Origin of the sequence: Vibrio cortegadensis (genome assembly GCF_024347395.1) — a bacterium.
GTDB classification, from domain to species: domain Bacteria; phylum Pseudomonadota; class Gammaproteobacteria; order Enterobacterales; family Vibrionaceae; genus Vibrio; species Vibrio cortegadensis.
Genome location: NZ_AP025473.1, coordinates 960,303 through 982,291, shown reverse-complemented (window position 1 = coordinate 982,291; position 21,989 = coordinate 960,303). Strand labels below are relative to the sequence as shown.

Annotated in this window: 21 protein-coding genes; 8 read left to right on the top strand and 13 right to left on the bottom strand. The window is 40.1% G+C overall.

Annotation, left to right across the window (positions count from 1 at the left end):
• Positions 1–96 precede the first annotated feature (96 nt).
• On the bottom strand, positions 97–345 hold the full coding sequence (locus tag OCV39_RS18635; protein WP_017051203.1) for a DUF2164 domain-containing protein: 249 nt from the start codon (positions 343–345) through the stop codon (positions 97–99).
• 169 nt (positions 346–514) lie between these two features.
• On the opposite strand from OCV39_RS18635, the gene OCV39_RS18630 reads away from it, so the two are divergent.
• The gene (locus tag OCV39_RS18630; protein ID WP_113797996.1) at positions 515–1,147 is read left to right on the top strand and encodes a hypothetical protein; all 633 of its coding nucleotides are present in this window, start codon (positions 515–517) and stop codon (positions 1,145–1,147) included.
• A gap of 125 nt (positions 1,148–1,272) precedes the next feature.
• Here OCV39_RS18630 and OCV39_RS18625 read toward each other — a convergent pair whose 3' ends face one another.
• Complete coding sequence (locus OCV39_RS18625) at positions 1,273–2,235, bottom strand: GGDEF domain-containing response regulator (RefSeq protein ID WP_171756350.1); 963 nt, start codon at positions 2,233–2,235, stop codon at positions 1,273–1,275.
• 138 nt (positions 2,236–2,373) lie between these two features.
• Between OCV39_RS18625 and OCV39_RS18620 the strand changes: the two genes are divergently transcribed.
• Positions 2,374–2,811: a DUF3069 domain-containing protein gene (locus tag OCV39_RS18620; RefSeq protein ID WP_017051200.1), complete on the top strand. Its 438-nt coding sequence runs from the start codon at positions 2,374–2,376 to the stop codon at positions 2,809–2,811.
• A gap of 157 nt (positions 2,812–2,968) precedes the next feature.
• Here OCV39_RS18620 and modC read toward each other — a convergent pair whose 3' ends face one another.
• Genes modC through OCV39_RS18600 form a run of 4 tightly spaced genes read right to left on the bottom strand, consistent with a single transcriptional unit; the run spans position 2,969 to position 7,019 of the window.
• The gene (gene modC / locus OCV39_RS18615) at positions 2,969–4,078 is read right to left on the bottom strand and encodes a molybdenum ABC transporter ATP-binding protein ModC (RefSeq protein ID WP_261889662.1); all 1,110 of its coding nucleotides are present in this window, start codon (positions 4,076–4,078) and stop codon (positions 2,969–2,971) included.
• Positions 4,075–4,767, bottom strand: a complete 693-nt coding sequence (modB, locus tag OCV39_RS18610; RefSeq protein WP_390903256.1) for a molybdate ABC transporter permease subunit — start codon at positions 4,765–4,767, stop codon at positions 4,075–4,077. The genes modC and modB overlap by 4 nt, the downstream gene beginning before the upstream one ends.
• A 10-nt stretch (positions 4,768–4,777) precedes the next feature.
• Positions 4,778–5,536, bottom strand: coding sequence for a molybdate ABC transporter substrate-binding protein (gene modA / locus OCV39_RS18605; RefSeq protein ID WP_261889661.1), 759 nt, complete (start codon positions 5,534–5,536; stop codon positions 4,778–4,780).
• Complete coding sequence (locus tag OCV39_RS18600) at positions 5,529–7,019, bottom strand: cobyric acid synthase (protein ID WP_261889660.1); 1,491 nt, start codon at positions 7,017–7,019, stop codon at positions 5,529–5,531. Before OCV39_RS18600 ends, modA begins: the two co-directional genes overlap by 8 nt.
• Positions 7,020–7,192: 173 nt before the next feature.
• Between OCV39_RS18600 and OCV39_RS18595 the strand changes: the two genes are divergently transcribed.
• From OCV39_RS18595 to OCV39_RS18580, 4 genes are all read left to right on the top strand, one after another.
• Positions 7,193–7,567, top strand: coding sequence for a YgiW/YdeI family stress tolerance OB fold protein (locus OCV39_RS18595; RefSeq protein ID WP_261889659.1), 375 nt, complete (start codon positions 7,193–7,195; stop codon positions 7,565–7,567).
• A gap of 91 nt (positions 7,568–7,658) precedes the next feature.
• The gene (locus OCV39_RS18590) at positions 7,659–8,183 is read left to right on the top strand and encodes a hypothetical protein (RefSeq protein ID WP_017052785.1); all 525 of its coding nucleotides are present in this window, start codon (positions 7,659–7,661) and stop codon (positions 8,181–8,183) included.
• Between the two features lie 292 nt (positions 8,184–8,475).
• A complete protein-coding gene (locus OCV39_RS18585) occupies positions 8,476–9,201 on the top strand; it encodes a substrate-binding periplasmic protein (protein ID WP_017052786.1) in 726 nt (241 codons plus the stop codon).
• A gap of 3 nt (positions 9,202–9,204) precedes the next feature.
• Complete coding sequence (locus tag OCV39_RS18580) at positions 9,205–11,376, top strand: HD domain-containing phosphohydrolase (protein WP_261889658.1); 2,172 nt, start codon at positions 9,205–9,207, stop codon at positions 11,374–11,376.
• Positions 11,377–11,519: 143 nt separating this feature from the next.
• On the opposite strand, the gene OCV39_RS18575 is transcribed toward OCV39_RS18580, so the two are convergent.
• The 7 genes from OCV39_RS18575 to OCV39_RS18545 all read right to left on the bottom strand — a co-directional run bounded on the left by OCV39_RS18575 (position 11,520) and on the right by OCV39_RS18545 (position 18,163).
• A complete protein-coding gene (locus OCV39_RS18575) occupies positions 11,520–12,203 on the bottom strand; it encodes an ATP-dependent zinc protease family protein (protein WP_261889657.1) in 684 nt (227 codons plus the stop codon).
• Positions 12,204–12,278: 75 nt separating this feature from the next.
• Complete coding sequence (locus OCV39_RS18570) at positions 12,279–13,460, bottom strand: amino acid aminotransferase (protein ID WP_261889656.1); 1,182 nt, start codon at positions 13,458–13,460, stop codon at positions 12,279–12,281.
• 104 nt (positions 13,461–13,564) lie between these two features.
• The gene (gene nrdG / locus OCV39_RS18565) at positions 13,565–14,041 is read right to left on the bottom strand and encodes an anaerobic ribonucleoside-triphosphate reductase-activating protein (RefSeq protein WP_113797975.1); all 477 of its coding nucleotides are present in this window, start codon (positions 14,039–14,041) and stop codon (positions 13,565–13,567) included.
• Positions 14,042–14,220: 179 nt separating this feature from the next.
• A complete protein-coding gene (nrdD, locus tag OCV39_RS18560) occupies positions 14,221–16,341 on the bottom strand; it encodes an anaerobic ribonucleoside-triphosphate reductase (protein WP_261889655.1) in 2,121 nt (706 codons plus the stop codon).
• A gap of 572 nt (positions 16,342–16,913) precedes the next feature.
• Positions 16,914–17,372, bottom strand: coding sequence for a YeeE/YedE family protein (locus tag OCV39_RS18555; RefSeq protein ID WP_261889654.1), 459 nt, complete (start codon positions 17,370–17,372; stop codon positions 16,914–16,916).
• A gap of 15 nt (positions 17,373–17,387) precedes the next feature.
• A complete protein-coding gene (locus OCV39_RS18550; protein WP_113798085.1) occupies positions 17,388–17,807 on the bottom strand; it encodes a YeeE/YedE family protein in 420 nt (139 codons plus the stop codon).
• Positions 17,808–17,854: 47 nt separating this feature from the next.
• A complete protein-coding gene (locus tag OCV39_RS18545; RefSeq protein ID WP_261889653.1) occupies positions 17,855–18,163 on the bottom strand; it encodes an ArsR/SmtB family transcription factor in 309 nt (102 codons plus the stop codon).
• A 175-nt stretch (positions 18,164–18,338) separates the two neighbouring features.
• Here OCV39_RS18545 and OCV39_RS18540 point away from each other — a divergent pair, with 175 nt between their 5' ends.
• Positions 18,339–20,042: an FAD-dependent oxidoreductase gene (locus OCV39_RS18540; RefSeq protein ID WP_261889652.1), complete on the top strand. Its 1,704-nt coding sequence runs from the start codon at positions 18,339–18,341 to the stop codon at positions 20,040–20,042.
• Between the two features lie 571 nt (positions 20,043–20,613).
• On the top strand, positions 20,614–21,543 hold the full coding sequence (locus OCV39_RS18535; RefSeq protein WP_017052797.1) for a carbamate kinase: 930 nt from the start codon (positions 20,614–20,616) through the stop codon (positions 21,541–21,543).
• Positions 21,544–21,989: the final 446 nt, after the last annotated feature.

The window sequence follows — 21,989 nt, the reverse complement described above, 5'->3', positions numbered from 1 at the left end:
CACACATTATTTACCAATCTTTACACAATCAAGAGAGCTTGAAATTAAACAACTTGTTCGAAAAATTCGAATGAACTTTTCTGATTTAAGTTCTCGCTAGACTTCTACTATTTTTTCGATTTCATATAGCTCATCACTAATGTCCATTATCTTTCTTTCCATCACCTTTTGAGCATCAGCGATACCTTGGTTATAATAAACGGGTCCTAATTTTTTGCTCAGAAAGTCTAATAGAAATTCTCCATCAAATTGCCCAAGCTCACTATCTAGCTCTTCTTCAAAGTAGCGTTGTAAGGCGGCTACCATGCTCTGTTTTGTTTTAGGTTCAAGTACAATTTCAGTCATTATTTCTCCTTAAAGTGATATTACTTATCTCTAAAATAGCTTATGCCATCAGGCTATTACTATTATTTATAGGATGGCTCACGAACTCAGAGCATAATTATAGTTCTCATAGAAAACAATGTGATAGTCTTTATCAGTTTCCAGATCTTGCCCCGCATAGGACTTCCATTTGTTATTAGACTTAGTAATACGAAGTATCAACGAATTTCAAGTTGACTGTTTAAAACTGTGCGAGCGACACTACCCTACGGTTCATAACCAAGGAATGAGTGAGCATCACTTAAGCCTTGCTTACACACGCAGAATGCAGAACACGTTGAATAATTTCGGGCATGAGTCTGTCGTACAAGCTTTAGAGACGATTGGAAGCCCAGATCCTGCCCACCACTACCGAATATCTTCACCTGAAGGAACGGTTTGGGTATTAACGCATCATATGATCAGTGCCGGAAAAACTTGCAGAGAAAATCTCCTAGCAGATATAACAGAGTGGCAAGCTGAATATGGTTACGCCATTCAACCTAATGATCTGCTGCTTCTGATTAGTGATCACTGGATAAGTCGAAGTAAAAAGAGTCGTGAATTGTTGCATTGGTGGATGGGAGAGCTGCCAGATCAAATAGATGAATACAGCGAGCAAGGGATAACGTTGTATGAAAGTGATTCACAGCTCACTCAATGCCTTGATCACCGCTTTAATATAAGCCCGTGTTATATTAAGTTTGGTCACCCACTGCAAAGAAGCCAGAATAAACAATTAGTTCGAAAGTACATTCAACTATACGCCGTATTACAGTGGTAATAACTGCACTTAAAGCTATATCAATGCTATTTGCCACATAATTTTGATGATTTCGATTCATCTCGATTACATGGCTTTTATATCAAAAGCCGATAAATTCAATAGCCGATAAAACATCCTAAGTGCTAAGTCGTTTCAATCCACATTTTAAAACTATTTCTACCATTCTGCTTTGCTTCATAAAGCGCTTGATCCGCTTTCTGATAAATGTCACTCGGCTTTTCTTTTCCTGTTGGAATTAGCGTAACTATCCCTTGCGAGACCGTCACATAATCAGCAGTTGGTGAATAAGCATGTGGATAGGCAAGCTCAACAATTTTCGACTTGATTCGAAGCGCTTCTTTTTCTGCTTTCTTATCACCGACACCACTTAATAATACCGCAAATTCTTCTCCACCATAACGGCCAACAAATTCACCTGAGCGTGTAAAGAGTTCATTAAGTGTGTTAGATATAGACTGAAGGCATTTGTCACCTTCTATATGACCGTAGTTATCATTGAATGGTTTAAAATGGTCAACATCAAGCAGAATCAAACAAAATGGGATTTTATGGCGACCATGCCAACCAATAGCATCTTCTAGTTGCGTATCCATATATCGGCGGTTATATAACTTAGTGAGCCCATCTTCATTCGCTTGTTGTTGCAACATAGCATTGAGCTCTTCAAGTTTTGCAGACGCCGTTTTAAGCTCTCGTCGCATCATAGCTATCCGCTGCATCGCGATTAACTTCGAGTTTAATACAAGGCGATCAACGGGTTTAATCAGGTAATCATCCCCCCCAGCCTCAATCGCTCGTGCAATCATTTCTGGCTCTTCATGGCTACTCAAAAAGATAATGGGAACCCAATCAGGAAACTGACTACGAATTTTTTGAGAGACTTCAAAACCATCCATGTCGGGCATTGATATATCGAGTAAAACTAAATCCGGGTCAAAGCTTGAATAGACAGCTAAGGCCTCTTTTCCGCTTCCTGCCGCTTCCACTTGATGTCCTAATTGCTTGAGCCTAATAGCAAGCTGCATACGGTCTAACTTCACGTCATCGACGAGTAGAATTCGCATTGAAGAACCCGCAACACTCATAAATAGCCTTATTAATTATTAGCTAACATACAAGTAGATATACCATATGAAACAGGCTCATTCACGATTTTTTGCTATATTTCGTTGACTTTTGGCTGAAACTTTTTAGCATTGCTTTCTTTTATACGAGAATTTGTCATGTCAGACGCAACTAACACAGAGCAACCTAAAGTTGATCTAGAAACTATTTCACCAGAACTACGCAAAGTCATGGAGTTTGATCAAGTCCCTGAAGCGATGTATTTCATGGTTACGTCGATTCATGAAGTATCTGAAGATGCAGTACGTGATGCTTGGGATACACTTCCAGCAAGTGCACAAAATGTGCTAGACAGTTTTGAACAATTCCACGCATTAATTTCTGTAAGTCAGGGTTTTGCTGGTATTAACGTAATGGAAGAGTTCCCTACGTTGAAATTACCAGAAGATATGACTGACGAAGCGAAAGAAGAGTATCGTGCAGAGCTTCTTGACCAAGTCCTTCACAACTGTGTGAAAGATATGGTTAAGCAAATAAAGAAAGCACGTCGCGACCCAATTTTGAAGCGTGATTTCAAAGAAGTGTTCGTAAAATAATATAACTATTTATCGGTTACATTATTAAAAAACACACAAAAAGCATGGCATTGGCGAGTATTAACTCGTGGGTGACATGCTTTTTTGTTCCTGCCGGTTTTATCTAGTTACTGAGTAAAATGGCTCATTAAATCCAATACGGATTAGCGCATGAAGACTATTCATGTGTAAATGCGATATCGCGTTGAGTGACACTCACACCTTTGATTTGAACATAGACATCCATCCCTATATTAAGATCCAACTCATCTAATGCCCAAGGGGTTATTGTCGCCCAAAGTTGCCTATTTGTTCCCAAATCAAGTTGAACACCAACACTCTGCTTATCATTCGCAATGTTCTTCGACTCTATGAGGCTTACACGGGCTTTTAAGATGTTCCTGATGGATGTTCGCTCCGGTTTATCTAAAGCAATTGAAACATCGTTAGCTCGTACCTGAAGCCTAATGGATGAACCTAGCTTCCCATCAATCCCTTGAACCCATAGAAAGACATTCTCTGCTAATTGAACTTTGGTCAGTGCATATTGGCGATGATGTTCAGCGATGGTGGCTTCAAACAAACTACTTTGCTCAGAGAAAGACTGCCACGGGCGCATGGAGTTTGAACCCCAAACTTCTTCAATTGAACCTGAAATTTCTACCTTGCCATCATTCACAATCACCAGATGACTTGCTAATCGCAAAATTTCATTCAAGCTGTGTGTCACATACAGGATTGGCGTTTTTACTTCGTCAGCTAACTTCTCTAGAAACGGCATAACTTCACGCTTACGGGGCAAATCCAACGATGCTAAAGGTTCATCCATGAGCAATATGTCTGGTTTACTCAATAATGCTCGGCCAATCGCCACACGCTGCTTCTCCCCTCCAGAAAGATCCGCAGGATAGCGATCGAGCATCTTAGTCAGAGACAACAGTGTAACGACCTTAGAAAAATAAGCGTCATCTGCTTGCTTTACACCATAGGTTAAATTGCCTTTGACACTATAATGAGGAAAAAGGCGAGCGTCTTGGAATACGTAGCCTACGTTTCTTTTCTCTACGGCGACATCGATTGAATGGTTATCATCGAACAAAATACGGTCATTAACTTTTATCAAGCCAGAATCGGGCTTGATTAGCCCACTGATAACATTAATTAATGATGTTTTTCCTGCACCAGAACGCCCAAAAATAGCGGTAATCCCTGTCGCCGGAATATCAAGATCAACATCAAATTGCGTTTCACCAAGCTGCTTTTGAAATTGCAGTGAAATTAAACTCATGACTGACTTCCCAAGCGTTTATTGGCTTTTTTGGACAACCAATCAGAAAAAAGTAAAGATGCCAGTGCGATCGCAATTGAAATCCCACACAGTCTCGCCGCTTCGAATTCCATCCCTGGGGTTTCGATAAAATTGAACATCGCCAATGGAATGGTCTGAGTCTCTCCTGGAATGTTAGAAACAAAACTGATGGTTGCACCAAACTCCCCTAAACTTCGGGCAAAAGAGAGCATAGTACCGGTAATAATCCCCGGAATGATCATAGGCAGTGTAATCGTGATAAATACTTTAAAAGGAGAAGCTCCCAATGTTTTTGCCGCTTGCTCTAACTTAGGGTCAACACTATCTAAACTCAGCCGAATTGCACGTACCATTAGAGGTAAAGCCACAACGACGCACGCTAATACGGCCCCTTTCCAACTGAAACTGAAAACAACATTGAAATTATCCGCTAACCATCGGCCGATAATACCTTGCTTTCCCATGACTACGAGCAATAGATACCCAATGACAACAGGAGGAAGAACAAGGGGAAGATGTAAAATACTATCTACTATCCCTTTTCCAATAAACTGTTTTCTTGCTAACAGCCATGCGAACCCAACCCCAATAGGAATTAGCCATAAAATGCTGATCGATGCGACTTTCAAACTTAAATAAAGTGCATCGCGTTCAAAGTCTGACAACATGTCGATTCTCTTATTGAGCTAAAGAGTTGAACCCAAATTGAATCAAGATCTCTTGAGCCTTTTCAGATTGTAAAAATGCCGCTAACTCTAACGATTCCGGCGAAGTATTAACGATAGCAAGAGGGTAACGAATAGGATCATGACTTGTACTAGCAAACTCAGTGATCAATTGGACATTCTTACTTTGTAATGCATCCGTTTTATAGACAATACCGAGTGGAGCTTCACCCCTTTCAACCAACGCTAAGGTCATGCGTACATTACTCGTTGGCGCAGTTAATGACTTCATAGCATTCCAAACATTTAACGATTGAAGGGTTTGTCTTGCATAAATACCAGCAGGCACGGCTTGTGGATTTCCGATTGCCAGTCGCCCTTTACCAATATTGGTTTGCCAGTCGCGAATATCCTCAATGGCAAACGGTTCAAGTGTCGATGTTTTAGGGGCTATAAGAACCAATTGGTTTTGAGTAAACGGGAACACATTCTCTTGCAAAACAGAACCACGTTTCACTAAATGCTGCATCCAACTTTCGTTAGCAGAGATAAACAGGTCCGCAGGTGCACCACGTTCAATTTGCCTTGCTAATGAGGAAGACCCCCCATAGATTGGTAATACATCCGTATCACTAGTCGTTTTAAACTCTGCCAATAAGGCATTCATAACATTGGTTAATGATGATGCAGAATATATTTTCACGTTAGCTTGCGCATTCAGTGAAATACAGAGCATGCTTATAACACTTGTTGTAATAACTTTTTTAAGCATTTGAATTGTCTCTGCCCCAGTGGTTTTTCAGTTCTGGCCATAATTGTTCTAAATTCATATGCTCTTCAATCGCATCAGCTATCGTATTGATCGCATTATCTTTAATAGATTCAAAATCAACACTTTCAACCGTGGATTGGTTTGCCCATTCGCAAATCAAGCTCGTCACTTGTGGTGATTCAAACAAACCATGGAGATACGTTCCCATGATTTGATTACAGTTGCTCACTGCCCCGTCTGCTTGCCCGTTACTCAACAAAACAGGCTGAGATTCATTTACCTGACTCACACCAGCATGAATTTCATACCCTGAGACTGGGACAGATTTGTTATTCAAAGTGAGCGTTCCAGTTACGTTGGTAAGATTCTTTTCAGATTTAAGTTCGGTTTGAATATCGAATAACTCTAAACCCGCGCTACTTCCGGCTGGCCCTTCAATACCTTGAGGGTCTTCAATCAATTGCCCAAGCATTTGATAACCACCACAAATACCAATCACCTTTCCGCCTAAACGAATATGACGTTTGATATCCGCATCCCACCCCTGAGATCGAGCGTAATCAAGATCCGCTCTTACCGATTTCGTACCGGGGAGAATGATCAAATCAGCTCTATCTAATTTTTCACCTTTACCCACATAACGGAAATCTATATCAGGGTTCAGCCGTAAACTATCAAAATCGGTGTGATTACTGATTCTTGTAAACACAGGAACCACAATTTTTATTTTCGCATCATCATTTGAGACCTGTTCCGATATGATGGCATCTTCTGCTTCTAAATTTAACCCGTGGATAAAAGGTAGAACACCAAGCACGGGCTTGTTTGTTTTCTCTTCTAACCAGTCTAAACCGGATTGCAATAACGCGATATCACCTCGGAATCGGTTGATAACAAAACCAATAACACGATCTTGCTCTGATTGAGAGAGTAGCTCTAGCGTGCCATAGAGATGAGCGAACACCCCACCACGATCAATATCGGCAACGATAATAACCGGAACGTCTGCTTTCTCCGCAAACCCCATATTCGCAATATCATTCGCTCTTAAATTAATTTCAGCAGGGCTGCCCGCGCCTTCGATCATGACGCTCTCAAACTCTGCATGAAGCTTTTCAAACGAGTCCATGACGGTTGCCATCGCCACTTTCTTATAATCATGGTAACTCGTCGCCTCCATATTACTAATAGCACGCCCCTGAAGAATGACTTGCGCGCCAGTATCAGAGTTAGGCTTTAATAATACAGGGTTCATATGCACTGTTGGTTCAACATTGCAGGCTTGAGCTTGCACCGCTTGTGCTCGTCCTATTTCACCACCATCTTTCGTAACGGCACTATTGAGTGCCATATTTTGTGGTTTAAATGGGGCAACTTTAACGCCCTTCCTCGCTAATACACGGCATAAACCTGCCACAAGAACACTTTTCCCGGCATCGGATGTCGTGCCTTGGACCATTAACGATTTTATCGGTGCATGCATAGTGATACGTCTTCTTAAGTCATTAGATTCGTTATTGATAAAACTATTTTACCCTCATTCCCAAGATAGTGCTCCGATAAATGAACCGAAAATGAATGTAACACTCAGTATTAATTCAAAAAAGGAGTGCTTTAATAGTGACAACTTAAACGAACAACGAAAGAGACATTCTTATGAAAAAAACAATTATCGCTTTAGTATCCACTTTAATCCTTGCACCTTCACTAGCGCTAGCGGGCAACGGCCACGATAACAATCGCCAAGCTTCTATCCAGTATAATGGCCCTGTCGATACAACCTCCGTTTCAGAGTTACTTCAAGATACCAGTATGTTTACAGAAAAAGATGTAGTTATCGATGGCACTATCATTCGTCAATTAAAAAATGACAAGTTTGTTTTTTCAGATGGCAACGCTGAAATTCAAATAGAATTGGATGATGTCCATTTAGCAACACCACTAGATGCAAATACTAAAGTCCGTATTTTTGGTGAGTATGAAGGAGGCAACACGCCAGAGATTGAAGTAGACCACATCCAAATCATGTAATAAATCAAAGTTCTAGCACTAATGGCCTGCATATTGCAGGCTTTTTTTGTATTATATCGAAATTCAGTCTACCTATGACTTCGGAGCATTCATGCTAGGACAAGCACGACGTATCGCAGCTTTGGGATTATTAAGCCTTATTCCAATTTCAGCACAGGCTAATAATTTCAATTACAACATGATGGAATTCAGGATGGGTACTAGCCCTGCCACATTTGGAACTGAACTGACTACCTATTTCACTGAAAACTCACACTTTATTGGTCGTTTCGATAGTGAATTTAGCAATGACTGGGATCTTGCTGGTGGCATAGGGTTTAATGGTCCTATTAACCAATTTGGCGATGTATATGGACAAATGCTACTTCATAGTGTGAAAGACAGCTCAGACACAACGTTCAAAACCGAAGTGAATATCGGCACCCGTTTTTGGGTACTAGAAGGAATCGAAGCCCATGTCAAATTCGGCAAAATCATCGATAACGATGATACAAAATCGACCTTTGCTTTTGGTGCCCGTTTTTACTCTACAGAACAGCTCGCGCTTGGGGCTGAAATGAAGAATAACGGCGTTTACGGCCACCAGATGGTGATGTCTGTCCGTTTTCATTATTAGAAAGGCAAGCGTGTTATAAAATTAGCACGCCTGTATAGAAAAAACATAACGGTAACATTAATTCACAATGATACAACCCGCCCATTAACCATCCAAAAACCAATCATTAATCATCTGTATTCATTACTTTTTTGGTGTGTATTATTTAGTTGAACTTCATCACAATATAAAAACTAAGATTTTTTTTCACACTCAATATGTTATTATTTTGTATGTATTTAATCTAAAAGATGCACATTTTTAATAAGCAAGTTAGTGCACGATAATAATAGTAAACAATGAAGAGATGGCTATGAAAAAAAAGTTATTAATTGGCCTAATTGCAACGTTATCTTGGGGTGTATCTAGTGCCGAAACTGTTTTAAACGTTGGTTTAATCGATCAGGATCGAGCGCCTTACTTCTATCGTTCAGGGGATGATGGTCAAATCCGAGGGGCCTACATCGATATCCTCAATATTATTGGTGAGAAACTCGATGTAACATTCACATACAAGCAGCTACCCCAAGCAAGAATTCGCTTGTACATGAAAAATGGCCAACTGGATCTGGAGCCTGGTATTGCGCAAGACTGGAGACTTGAACCTGGAGAAATTAAAGCTACTGTTTATACCGATACATTCTACCGCTCCGAAGAGGTTATTGTTTATAACCCTAAACAATTTAAACAAACTAAAGTCGATATCAGCGATTTTGACCAGCTTATCCCTTGCTCAATTCTCGGCTTTAATGATTTTAAATTAATTAACGTCAACACTAAGAATGAAATCGCAACAGAAAAACAATCCATTCATCTATTGAAGTTGAATCGTTGCGATTATGCCCTTTTCCCAATTGATGTCATTAAGCCTGAGATTGAACAAGGTTACTTGGAACGAACTAAACCTGTTGCCATTTATAACCTTAGATTTAGACTGGCAAAAAAGTATCAGTATTTACTTCCTGAATTTAATCGCCAAATCAAGTTAATGACAGAAAGCGGTGAAATAACACGCATCATGAATGAGCATACGGAATAATTTATGCATTTTAAGGCTAAAATACTCTCCATATTACTGCTCGCTGCCAGCTTATTTATTCTTGTGCATCAAGCGATCAAGGTTGAAATGACGCCTTCAGCCAATACAAGTACTGCCATTTCTGTGGCAACAAGTGAAATTGCAGATCTAAGCGCGCCTTTTGTTTATAATATAAACAAAGATCAATTGCGCCATTCCCTCAGTTCACAGCTCAATAATAATAAAATCATCCGTGGTGTTAAAATTACTGACGCCTTTTCTGATGAGGTCTTCTTTAGTTATTATACTTTGCATGAAAAAACGTACTTCAATGTGCCTCTTCCCAAAAAAATTACGAACCTTGCAAAACAAGAAGCCAATATTGCATTTAGCAATCAATATATAGGTCTATTAGAAGTCTATTACGATCTTGAAATGCAACCGATACGTAATAGCGAAGAAGGCTCAAGGTTTGAAAATAAAACGATTACCTTAGCAGGGTTTTTCATTGCTCTTATATCTAGCCTATTTTTAGTTTTTTCTATTCTCTCTCAGCGAAGCCTTGCAGACGATAACTCTTACTCATTTGGTACAACCAAGTTTTCAATCATACTCGTGGTTTTGATGAGTATTTTTATTACACTGAGTATGGCTGGTGGTTGGTACATTTTAGATGTAAATAAGCAATCAATTGAAGATAAATATAAGAATACAGCCCGTCAAACCTTGCACGAGATCTCTGTTAACATCAACAAACTTAGTGAAATTAGAGCAAATATTCACCACTACATCACCCAAAAACCTACTTTCCAAACTGCATTAGCAAAGCTGGTACTTGCTAGTGAAAAAGAGAACCTTCAAGAGGCTGCATTTCATGAAGCAGAACTCATCGCCTTCTTTAATAAATATGATGCTTTCATTAGCGGAGAATCTAAGACCATCATTTCAAGTGAAGGTAAGATTTTATTAAATTACGGCTCACCACTAAACCTGTCTCAAATTGACATGTCTTCCAATAGTGCTTTTATTCGAGCGGTCAGTGGCAAAATGACGCTATCACCGTCGATAACCTCTGTCAGTTTTGATGGGAAAATTAAAACATCACTCTACTTAGTCATTCCTATTTTCAACTTAGATCAACAAGTCGTAGCGGTATCATTTAATGAAATCGGCCAAAACAATGGCTTAAGCTCTGACTTTGATAATTATAATGTTGGAGAGAGCGGTGAGTTCTTATACACCGATCGTAGCGGTAACATTATTTCACCGTTACGCTTTGATATTGTTAGCAAAGCTAACATAAAATTTTCTAAATCCATCGCCCAGATCACCGCTCTGAGTGTCGATGAGAATGAACAAGCACAACTTGCATCGATTGTTGATTACCGTGGAAAAGAAGTATTTGTAAGCGCTCAGTGGAATGAACACTTAAACATGGCCTACTTCATTAAGAAAGATAAATCTGAAGTATTAAGTAGCTTTTATTCATTGCGCGACGGGGCATATATAATCTTCGGTCTCATTACTTTATTTAGTGTTCCATTTACGCTATTTACCCTTTACACAGGTAAACGTGCAAACGATAAAGTGAAAGCCTCTCGGTATGAAATATTAACTAGGCTTGGTAGCGCTGCTGAATTTAAAGATAATGACACAGCCCACCACATTACGAGAATGAGTTACTACTCCGTTATCCTAGCGAAAAAAATGTCGATGAATAAAGAGTGGCGCGAGTTACTTCTTCATGCTTCTCCAATGCACGATATAGGGAAGATTGGGGTACCAGACCATATATTAAACAAACCGGGTAAACTTGATCCTGAAGAGTGGGAGATAATGAAGCGTCACCCTGAATATGGGGCTGCCATTATTGCTGACTCAAACTCAGCCCTATTAAACATGGCTAAAGATATTGCGTTATATCACCATGAAAAGTGGAACGGTAAGGGATATCCGTACGGTTTGATTGGTGAAGCCATTCCCCTATCAGCGCGTATTGTTGCTGTTGCCGACGTTTTTGATGCTCTAACTAGTGAGCGAGTGTACAAGAAGGCTTGGTCTATTGACGATTCGGTAGAACTGATAAAAAGTGAGTCAGGACAGCACTTCGATCCTGAGGTCGTTGATGCCTTTACACAATCTATTGATGATTTCGTTGAAGTTAAACACAAGTTTTCTGATTCAATTGACGACTGAAAAACTAAACCCGCGAGTAATTAATGCTTAAATACTCGCTCTATCTCAATCAAGAGATATAAATAAAAAGCCTAAATCGGAATACGGTTTAGGCTTTTCTATTTTAATTCGATCAATGTTATGAAAACGGTGAACAGTAGAATTTATTTCTTTCTTTTTGACTGTACGAATTTTTTACTCACATCCACAACTGCCATATCTCTAAATAAACTTCGCCCAATGAGTACCGGATAAGAGAGGTGACTACGATCGGCTAACGTGAACTCGGTTCTATCTTTCAAGTTTCCTATCTCAATCCAAGCAACAACAATCGCCCTTTTATCACCCTCTTCACTGCTAGACTGGCGAATCTTAACCCAACGTTCAACAGGAAGATTAATCTCTGCACTTTTAAGATCTCCATGTGAGATTTTAAATTTTACCCAATCTCTACCGTCCCGCTCAAACTGCACAATATCTGTCGCACTGATAGAGGAAGTTGTTGCTCCAGTATCAATACGAGCTTTAAAACTCTCTTTCAGACCGGGAAAGTATACCCACTCTTCCTCACCTAAGATCAGCTTCCCATCAACCGTCTTTTTCTCATTGACTACGGGAAGCTTAGGTTCTTCAACAGAACTTACTGCTTTATTTTCCTGTTTAATTTCAGCTTCAGCCTCTAGTGCAGGGTCAGTTTCTATCTTTGGCTCAGTAGCTATCTTTGGTTCAATTTCTGCTTTTGGTTGAGATGCCATCTCGCTTTGTTCTGATGACAATGGGCTTGTAGAATTGCACGCCATCAAACTACTGCAAAGCATGAGGGGAATTATGTTTTTCCACTTATTCATTCGTTCACCTAATCCAACTTATAATGCTTACAGCTTGGAAGAGTTAACCAACCAAGCAATACAAAACATTGCTCATTACGCCACTTGTACAATCGATCGGGCGACAAAAGGAATGTGCTGCTCTGATAAACCAGCGATATTTATTCTGCCATCTCCAACCGCATAAATGCCAAATTGTTCGCGTAATTGCAGCATCTGTTCCGAATTAAATCCTAGCACAGTAAACATCCCCTTGTGACTTTCGATAAAGTCAAATTGATCTGTGTTGTGTACTGTTCGAAATTCATTACACAATGAGTGACGAAGGCTCACTAATCGCTGCTGCATTTCATAAAGTTCTGTTTTCCAAATACCAGTTAATTGTTGATCTTGAAGAATGGTTTTGACCAACGCTGCGCCATGATCAGGTGGCATCGTATAAGTAGAACGAGCAAGCGTGAGTAGTTTCCCTTTCGCATTCGCCACATCATGATTACTTTTACCAACTACAATTGCAGCCCCTGTTCTCTCACGATATAGACCAAAGTTTTTTGAGCATGATGTGGTGATTAACATCTCTTCCACATTATCAGCCATGTAACGTAAGCCTTTGGCGTCCTCTTCTAAACCATCTCCAAACCCTTGGTACGCAATATCTACAAATGGGGTAAAGCCATTTTTTTGAGACAGCTCAGTGATGGCTTGCCATGCTGAAAAATCAATATCAGCTCCAGTTGGGTTATGACAACAACCGTGCAAAAGTACAACATCGTTTACTCCCGCATTCGAGAGGTCATCAAGCATACGACTGGTATCAACTTGCTTAGTTTGTGGGCTAAAATAGTGGTAAAAGCGAACGTTCAGTCCCGCAGATTCCATGACTGGCTTATGGTTCACATAGCTTGGATTTGATATCCAAACCGTCGTATCAGGCTGGGCGATTTTCATTAAATCACCAAGCATACGCAAGGCTCCACTGGCTCCTGGTGTTTGAATTGCTGCAACTCTCCCGATAGCGGAAGTATCAGTCAGTAACAGATCAATCATACTTTGATTGAATTCTTCACAGCCTGCCAAGCCGACATAAGCCTTCGTTTTTTGAGTTTCAACGACGATATCTTGAGCCATTTTTACGGCTTGCATGATAGGCGTTTCACCTTGGCTATTACGATAAACACCTATGCCTAAATCTACTTTATCAGCACGAGCATCGTTACGGTATGCAACCGAAAGAGAGAGTATTGGATCGAGCGTTGGTTCTGGTAAGTGTGTAAACATGAAAGTCACAACCCTTTGAAATTCAAGTAATGACTTCACGTTAACACTAGTAAGATTAAAAATCGAAAGGAATTTTATAACTTTGTTATTGAACTGTAGCTTAGTTAATCATCAAAGGAAGTAAAACAGTGGATGATTTGATTTGAACTTCCTCGCCACTCCAGTGCGGGATCAGCCAATTCTTGCTCAAACTTTCCATCAATCAGAGTATCAACAAATTTGACGATTTCTTGTTGCTCAGATGTTAATTCATCTAATCTGTACCCTGTCCACATCCAAATGTCTTTTCCTTCGCATTCAGTTCGAACACGTTTCACTAACGTTAAGATCGCAGATAGATTGGCTGGATGTAACGGGTCTCCACCAGATAAAGATAGCCCTCTTCGCTTTATTCTTGTGTCATTCAGCTCATTAATGATGTGATCTTCTAACTCTTGCGTGAACAGATGACCAGAATCGAGTTTTTGGGTGATTTGATTGTAACAACCTTTACATTGGTGGATACAACCAGACACAAACAGCGTACAGCGGGTTCCGGGACCATTGATAACATCAACAGATTGATATTGATTGTAATTCATCAATCATTACCCCTTGTGGCAGTGGAGAATTAAGACGGACTTAGTGAGGGCGAAGTGGGACATTAAATTGAGACAATTATCAGGCATAAACATGAATGCTTTGCCTGATAATTGAATTTCAGAATATCAGCAACGAGTCTCTTGTTTTAGGTTGAGCCTAAACGTTGCTAATATGATGACTACAAGTGTTTAACGCGTCGCTGAACTTCTTCTTGTTTACCGAAGTTAAATGGACGCGCGTCTGGGCTGCCTAAGTAGCCACATACACGGCGAGTAACCGACACTTTTGTTGAGTCATGGTTACCGCATTTCGGACAAGTAAAGCCCTTACTGGTACATTCAAACTCACCGTTATAGCCACACTCGTAACACTCATCAATCGGTGTATTCGTACCATAGTATGGAACGCGGCTGTAACTGTAATCCCATACATTTTCTAACGCTTCAACGTTCTGCTGCATGTTAGGGAACTCACCGTAACAGATAAAACCACCATTTGAGATATCAGGGTATGGCATTTCAAAATCGATCTTATCGTATGGGTTCACTTTCTTTTGTACATCAAGATGGAAACTGTTGGTGTAGTAACCCTTGTCTGTTACACCTTCGATTAAGCCAAATTCTTTGGTGTCAATACGACAGAAGCGACTGCATAGGTTTTCACTCGGAGTACCATACAAGCTAAATGCATAACCCGTCTCTTTCGTCCAAGTTTCCACTGTTTTCTTTAAGTAACGAACAATATCAAGCGCTTTTTCACGTAATTCAGCTTCATCATAGATGTGGCCTTCACCACTTGATAACGCCGTCATTGTTTCATGGATACCAATGTAGCCCAGTGAAATTGATGCTCGACCATTCTTAAAGATCTCTGCAATAGAATCTTCAGCATTCAAACGTACGCCACACGCGCCTTCCATGTATAGGATAGGAGCAACGCGAGCTTTTACATTCTCTAAACGGCTAATACGAGTTTCTAGTGCTCGACGTGCCAGTTTAAGTTTGTCATCTAACAGAGTGTAGAATTGATCAATATTACCACCCGCAGAAAGTGCAATACGAGGTAAGTTCAGGCTAACCACACCAAGGTTATTACGCCCTTCGTGTACTAATTCGCCATTCTCTTCGTATGTATTTAGGAAGCTGCGGCAGCCCATTGGGGTTTTGAATGAACCCGTCACTTCGACAACTTTGTCGTAGTTAAGAATATCTGGATACATACGCTTTGTTGCACATTCCAATGCTAACTGCTTGATATCGTAGTTCGGATCTGTTGCTTGATGGTTTAAACCGTCTTTAATTGCAAACACAAGTTTTGGGAATACCGCTGTTTTACGGTTTTTACCCAAACCAGCAATACGGTTTTTCAAAATTGACTCTTGGATCAGTTTGGAAGCCCAGCTAGTCCCTAGACCAAAACCAAAGGTAACAAAAGGAGTTTGTCCGTTTGCTGTGTGGAGTGTGTTTACTTCATACTCAAGCGATTGGAACGCGTCATAACACTCTTTCTCTGTACGAGACATTGCAAATTTTTCTGGATTATGGATATCCCACTCTTTTGCAACGGCTAAGTGCTTTTCGTAGCTTGTTAGTACATAGGGTTCTAACACTTCATCAATACGGTTGATGGTTGTGCCACCATAAATATGACTCGCCACTTGCGCAATGATTTGAGCTGTCACTGCGGTTGCTGTTGAAATCGATTTTGGTGTATCGATTTCTGCGTTGCCCATTTTAAACCCACGAGTCAGCATGCCTTTGAGATCAATCAGCATACAGTTAAACATTGGGAAAAATGGTGCGTAATCTAGGTCATGATAATGGATATCACCATCTTCGTGAGCTTGTACTATATCACGCGGCAAAATATGAGTTTTTGCATAATGTTTTGCTACGATGCCCGCTAATAAATCACGCTGGGTAGGGATCACTTTGCCATCTTTATTGGCGTTTTCATTTAGTAGATCTGCGTTACTTTCTTCGATTAAGCCTTCGATTTCTTTTGTTAACGCACTCGATTTTTCACGAGAAATATCGCGGTCATGGCGATATTCAATATATGAGCGAGCAAGTCCTTTATACGGACCTTGCATCAGTTCATTTTCCACTAAAGTCTGGATTTCTGAAATGTGTACTTCATCGTAATCTTTTAGCTTCACTTCAACGGCTAAAGCTACGTTGAGTGCGTATATCGCCATTTCATTATCAATGTGTTCAGCTGCACTTTCTACTGCTGATTGAATACGATCTCTATTGAATGGCGCTCTTGAGCCGTCGCGCTTAATTACGATTGGTTTCACTATTTCCCCTTACCCTTAGAATACTCACAGACTTATCCACAAACACACTATATAGGGCTATTTATTATTTAACTGACACCATATGTTGTGGCGTATTAGACGAAAAGCACCTATTTATAGCATTGATCTAGATCAAGGAATTGCGTCTACTGTGCAAGATCAACTCGATCTAACGCACGCGATCCCACTTCTAAAAGAAACAATGAAATTATTGAAAAATGTGCTTTGGGGACTTGAAATTTACTCAGCCCTTTTGGCTAAAGGCTCTAAAGATTAGTGTTCGACGTCGACTGTCATCGGCTCACAAAACGTGGCGTTTTTCTATCATTTTTATTGTTTTTTATGCACCTTTAAATTTGATGTTTTAATGAAACAAAAATGTACATTTCAGACACCAAATATCTAAAATGTACTAAAACTAATCCACAATTTTCGATCAACATCAGCATCACTTCAATCTCTAACGCATAGACTCAATAACAATGCGTTAATCAGAGGTAGTTAAACAAGGTCAGTTAAACAAGATCAGCAACCTTAAACTCAATTCAAGTTACTGCTACTGTCGATGGTCATTAGTTCATGGCTTTTTTCATGATTTTATTATCACGATACTGCAATGCCCTATTCGTACCACCGAGTCCAAGCATCATCATTGAAAAGAAGACTAAGACGTCGACATTCCCTAAAGCCAAACTAGATACGGCAGGCCCAGGGCAAATTCCTGCCAATCCCCAACCTAAACCAAACACAGATGCTCCAACCACTAACTGCATATCAATGCTAGTCTTTGATGCTATACAAAACTCATCCGCCGCCACAGGAGCTTGGCGCGGTTTAATTACAAAATGGTAGAACGGCATGAATACTGCCAATGCTCCGCCCATCACAAATATCAAGCTAGGATTCCACTCACCGAATACATCAAGAAACCCAATAACAACGGCTGGGTCAGTCATGCCCGAGAGCACCATACCCACGCCAAATAAAATGCCCGAAACTAAGGCTGAAAGACTAAATATAAGATGCTTCATGTTTATTCCACTCTCTTAAATTAAATGTAAACGAACAAAAACAGTGAATGCGGCAACACCCATAAAAATAGAGGTTGCTACAATTGAGCGACGAGAAACCCTGCCTAAACCACAGATCCCGTGTCCACTTGTGCACCCATTACCTAATCGAGTTCCAACACCAACCAGTAAACCCGCTACGGCCAAAACCAAAAATGACGAATCAAACTGCGCGGGTACACTTCCACCGAATAAGTTTACACAAAGAAAACCACCGCTAATCATGCCAATCACAAATAGTAACCGCCATATGAAGTCGCCTTTCTTAATTTTCATTAACCCGCTTAATACACCACTTATCCCGGCAATTTTTCCACTAAGCAACAAAAGCAAAGATGCTGATATGCCTAGCAAAACGCCTCCAAATAATGCATCCCATGGAATCACGTTACTCATCATTACCTCACTTTTATGTACATTTTCTTATGAATTTTGCTTTGGCTTTATTTACAAAAGACGCCATGCAAGCTCTGAATAAGACTCTCAACTCTTGGGTCTGAAAGGGAGTAGAAAACTTGTTGTGCTTCTTTTCTCGTCTTTACCATGCCAAATTTTCTTAGCACCGTTAAATGTTGAGAGAAGGCTGACTGACTCAACACTGAATTTTGCTGTAGCTCTCCGACGCCGACCTCTCCTTGCGTCAACTGACACAAAACAATAAGTCGCTCAGGATGCGCCATATGCTTGAGCAACTCAGAAACTTCAATCGCCCTATCTTTCATTTCATGGATATCCATTTGCACTGCATCCATCTCACTCTCCCCTTTCTAAATCTTTAATTAGAGCATACTAATAAAAGTAAATTAGTCAAATCTAATTTAGGAAAGCTGCAATTAGCAACATTAACATTAGACAAGGCTAATTTAAGGTGTCATAGTAAATTCAACAGCGATATAGTGCTAAAATTCTAATGATTCGGAGTAAGTGATGACTAAAATAGTGATTATAGGTGGCGTTGCAGGTGGCGCATCGGCTGCGGCAAGAGCAAGACGTTTAAGTGAAGATGCCGAAATTATCATGTTTGAGCGGGGTCCATTCGTCTCCTTTGCAAATTGCGGCTTGCCTTACCACATCGGTGGCGATATTGAAGATCGCAGTAAATTGCTATTACAAACGCCTGAAAGCTTTCTCGCGCGATTTAACGTCGATGTACGAGTAATGAACGAAGTGATGAGTATCAATCGTTCAGAAAAAACAGTCACTATCCGTAATTTACTCGATCAGTCAGAATACACCGAGAGCTATGATTTTCTTCTCTTAAGCCCAGGAGCAGGCCCTATTGTTCCTCCAATTCCAGGGCTGAAAAACCCTCTCACGCACACGCTGCGTAATATTCCAGATATGGATAAGATTCTTCAAAGCATCGCGATAAATAAACCCGATCATGCAACCGTCGTCGGTGGCGGGTTTATCGGTTTGGAAATGATGGAAGCTTTCCATCAACTTGGAATAAAAACCACACTCGTTGAAATGGCCGATCAAGTCATGACACCAGTTGACAAAGAGATGGCGGGCTTTGCGCATGCTGAGATCAAGGAAAAAGGGGTAGACTTACGTTTAGGCGTTGCTTTGGAATCAGTGGAATTTGTCCCAAATACAAGTATAGCAAGCACAGAAGCAGGCCAATCAACTGAGCACCAACATTTAACTGGTGAGCTGAATTTATCTCTAAATAATGGCGATATATTAACGACTGATATTTTAATTATGGCAATTGGTGTGAAACCCGAAAGCAAGCTCGCGGTAGACGCTGGATTGGAGATTGGAGCACTTGGCGGGATTCATACCAACGAATTTATGCAAACCAGCGATCCTGTAATTTACGCTGTAGGTGATGCTGTAGAGGAAGCCGATTTTGTTACAGGCAATCAGGTACTCGTGCCACTTGCTGGCCCTGCAAACCGCCAAGGTCGCATGGCTGCCGATAATATGCTTGGCCGCGAAGAGACCTATCAAGGAACTCAAGGAACGGCAATTTGTAAGATCTTCGATATTGCCATTGCTTCAACAGGTAAAAATGAGAAAGCGTTAAAACGTGATGGAATTCATTACGAGAAAGTTTACGTTCATACTGCAAGTCATGCGAGTTACTACCCTGGGGCGGAAATTGTCTCCTTGAAGCTCCTTTTCGATCCTGAAAATGGCACCATACTTGGAGCGCAAGCAGCAGGTAAAGAAGGAGTAGATAAACGAATAGATATCATTGCAGTCGCACAACGTGCAGGAATGACCGTTGAGCAACTGCAACACATTGAACTGACTTATGCTCCCCCATTTGGAAGCGCAAAAGACGTGATAAACCAAGCGGCATTTGTCGCAAGTAATATAATGAATGGTGATGCTAACCCTATTCATTTTGATGAAATCGATCATTTACAAGCAGACCAACTCTTACTTGATGTTCGTAACCCTAGTGAGCGTGAAGATGGTAACTACATAAAAGGCGATATTAACATCCCTGTAGATCAACTTCGTCAGCGAATAGATGAACTTCCTGAAAATAAAGAAATTGTAATTTATTGTCAGGTAGGCTTACGTGGCAATGTTGCTTACCGTCAGCTAGTCAACAATGGTTTAAAAGCGAGAAACTTAATCGGGGGATTCCGCACCTACAAGTTCGCTAAAGCATAACAATAAGACGAAAAGAGCCTTTATTTATCGTAAAGGTTCTTGTAATCGTCTCATTATAAGCAACTCATGTTGTCAAAATTCAATGGCGCTTTGCTTCTCGGGTATAAAGTAAGAGCGCCATTTTTGTAAGAACATGCACATAATCCTTTGTTTTATTCATAATTCTTTCATCGCAAACAATATTTCACGACATTTATTGTGACTGACTCGTCATTTTTTGAACAAATACTTATTATTTTAGATTTTTCACAATGAGATAATATTCACTAAAGGCGAATCGTTGGTGATAAAAACTGCTTAATCCCTGCCTTTGCACTGTTCTTGTGAATATTTAATCGAATTATTTTCACTGCAAGTGAATAGTGTGAATATCTAGTGAAATGATATTTTGATTGCTATCACATTTAGACCTATTACTTTGCCATACTATAGCTTCATATTAATTACTCCCCTACAGAATAATTAAATCAAATAACTAAGCTCTTTGTTTATTAATAAAAACCAAAGAAGCAATTAGTTAATCCCTACGAAAAATATATAAATCATTATTAAATGATAGGAGATCATTATCATGCGCATCGTATTAGCTTTAGGTGGCAACGCTCTTTTAGCCCGAGGACAAGCATTAACGGCTGAAAATCAACGTGAAAACATTATCAAGTCGGCTGCAAGCATTGCAGCAATTGCACGTGAGCATGAAATCGTCATCGTCCATGGCAATGGCCCACAAGTGGGATTACTGATGGAACAGAATGCGGCATACCATGAATGTTCCCCGGAGACGACTCCTTATCCTATGGATGTTTTAGGTTCTCAAACTTGTGGCATGGTTGGCTATATGCTTCAACAAGAGCTAAGAAATATCGACTCTGAATTAGAAGTGGCAACGTTAGTTACACAAACAGAAGTAAGTAAAGAAGACCCTGCTTTTGCTAATCCAACAAAATTTGTTGGCCCTGTCTACACAGAGCAACGAGCAAAAGAGATCATGTCTCAAACAACAATGAAATTTAAAGCAGATGGCGAATATTACCGCCGCGTTGTACCTTCACCAATGCCAAAAGATATTGTTGAAATTCAACAAATAGAAACACTTCTAGATACAGAAAACCTTGTTATTGCTTGCGGCGGTGGCGGTGTGCCAGTATGTATTGAAGAAGGCAAAAGCACAGGTGTTGAGTGCGTGATTGATAAAGATCTAACCGCTGAATTATTAGCAGAGAAAATCAATGCTGATTTATTTATTATTTTAACAGATGGCTCTATCTACCGTAATTACGGCAAAGAAGATCAAGCAGAAATGAAACAAGCAACTCCTTCAGGTTTGGCTGAATTTAATTTCCCAGCGGGTTCTATGGGTCCTAAAATTGATGCTGTTTGTAAGTTTGTTGAAGCAGGATTAGGTAATGCAGCCATTGGTTCTCTGTTTGATTTAGATAAAATCATTACTAATGAAGCAGGTACACTTATTACTAAAGGCGACGGTGTCGTTTACTATTAATGGTTTGCTAGTGCTTATTCATTCTTAATAAGAATTTTTAAATACGCTTCTATTATATGCCTCAATATCATTGAGGCTTATTTTTATTACTATATACTAAACATAGCCGACAACTCACTTCATAATCACGCTTTAAATAGATCACCACTCATTACTCACTTAATTAAAAAACAATAATTACATTACTCCGATATTTTTGCTTATTAAAATACAGTCAGACTATCAAAACCTCTTCATTTTCTTTCTTCAAATTAACATTGTGCCCGTTAAAACCTACCACTTGATGCTGAATCTAGAATTCCCCTTAAAAAGGGTAATGAGTAAAGATCGCAGTTTGGAGCGTCATTAATCTGCATTCGCTCTTTGTTGTGGTTAGATCGGTAAGTTTTTGGAGAATACCTCTACCTAGCGGTCAGCACTTCTGTTCATCAACAGCTACACCGAGA

Excerpts from the sequence above, each read along its gene's own strand:
- modC (WP_261889662.1), bottom strand. The coding sequence starts at position 4,078 with ATGAGTTTAATTTCACTGCAATTTCAAAAGCAGCTTGGTGAAACGCAA.
- modB (WP_390903256.1), bottom strand. The coding sequence starts at position 4,767 with ATGTTGTCAGACTTTGAACGCGATGCACTTTATTTAAGTTTGAAAGTC.
- OCV39_RS18620 (WP_017051200.1), top strand. The coding sequence starts at position 2,374 with ATGTCAGACGCAACTAACACAGAGCAACCTAAAGTTGATCTAGAAACT.
- OCV39_RS18540 (WP_261889652.1), top strand. The coding sequence starts at position 18,339 with ATGACTAAAATAGTGATTATAGGTGGCGTTGCAGGTGGCGCATCGGCT.
- OCV39_RS18635 (WP_017051203.1), bottom strand. The coding sequence starts at position 345 with ATGACTGAAATTGTACTTGAACCTAAAACAAAACAGAGCATGGTAGCC.
- OCV39_RS18535 (WP_017052797.1), top strand. The coding sequence starts at position 20,614 with ATGCGCATCGTATTAGCTTTAGGTGGCAACGCTCTTTTAGCCCGAGGA.
- OCV39_RS18575 (WP_261889657.1), bottom strand. The coding sequence starts at position 12,203 with ATGAATAAGTGGAAAAACATAATTCCCCTCATGCTTTGCAGTAGTTTG.
- OCV39_RS18595 (WP_261889659.1), top strand. The coding sequence starts at position 7,193 with ATGAAAAAAACAATTATCGCTTTAGTATCCACTTTAATCCTTGCACCT.
- OCV39_RS18600 (WP_261889660.1), bottom strand. The coding sequence starts at position 7,019 with ATGCATGCACCGATAAAATCGTTAATGGTCCAAGGCACGACATCCGAT.
- OCV39_RS18555 (WP_261889654.1), bottom strand. The coding sequence starts at position 17,372 with ATGAAGCATCTTATATTTAGTCTTTCAGCCTTAGTTTCGGGCATTTTA.
- OCV39_RS18570 (WP_261889656.1), bottom strand. The coding sequence starts at position 13,460 with ATGTTTACACACTTACCAGAACCAACGCTCGATCCAATACTCTCTCTT.
- OCV39_RS18580 (WP_261889658.1), top strand. The coding sequence starts at position 9,205 with ATGCATTTTAAGGCTAAAATACTCTCCATATTACTGCTCGCTGCCAGC.
- OCV39_RS18590 (WP_017052785.1), top strand. The coding sequence starts at position 7,659 with ATGCTAGGACAAGCACGACGTATCGCAGCTTTGGGATTATTAAGCCTT.
- OCV39_RS18550 (WP_113798085.1), bottom strand. The coding sequence starts at position 17,807 with ATGAGTAACGTGATTCCATGGGATGCATTATTTGGAGGCGTTTTGCTA.
- modA (WP_261889661.1), bottom strand. The coding sequence starts at position 5,536 with ATGCTTAAAAAAGTTATTACAACAAGTGTTATAAGCATGCTCTGTATT.
- nrdG (WP_113797975.1), bottom strand. The coding sequence starts at position 14,041 with ATGAATTACAATCAATATCAATCTGTTGATGTTATCAATGGTCCCGGA.
- OCV39_RS18545 (WP_261889653.1), bottom strand. The coding sequence starts at position 18,163 with ATGGATGCAGTGCAAATGGATATCCATGAAATGAAAGATAGGGCGATT.
- OCV39_RS18585 (WP_017052786.1), top strand. The coding sequence starts at position 8,476 with ATGAAAAAAAAGTTATTAATTGGCCTAATTGCAACGTTATCTTGGGGT.
- OCV39_RS18625 (WP_171756350.1), bottom strand. The coding sequence starts at position 2,235 with ATGAGTGTTGCGGGTTCTTCAATGCGAATTCTACTCGTCGATGACGTG.